Annotated in this window: 1 protein-coding gene; it reads right to left on the bottom strand. The window is 55.7% G+C overall.

Annotation, left to right across the window (positions count from 1 at the left end; all coding sequences use genetic code 11):
* On the bottom strand, positions 1-325 hold a 325-nt coding region (locus ACWGS9_RS36155; protein WP_454509534.1), incomplete at both ends, for a DUF4403 family protein.

The raw sequence follows: 325 nt of genomic DNA, 5'->3' as shown, positions 1-325 counted from the left end.
TCGGACGCGTCGTTGATCTGCTTGTTGAGATCGACTTTCGAATGAGCCTCTAAATCTGCCAGGATCTGGGTTTCAAACAGGGATTGAGCTGCCTTCCAGAAGGCGTTGTCCAGGACGGTCGCGAAATGCAATTCATTGATCGAGATCGCTGTTCCAGTTTTCTCGACCCGGGGCAGCCCTGAGAGGTAAACCCAGCCGGTCGTATTGAGGAACTTGCCCGGCAGCTTTGCCTGTACCTTCAAGCCAATCACGACGGAGCCAGCGCTAGGATAGAGATCAACGTCGTCGACCTTGACATCGATGGCGCCTGCGGGCGTCTGCTGCC

The organism is Mesorhizobium sp. Arg314 (assembly GCF_053714275.1).
This window is presented reverse-complemented; position numbering and strand designations above follow the sequence as displayed.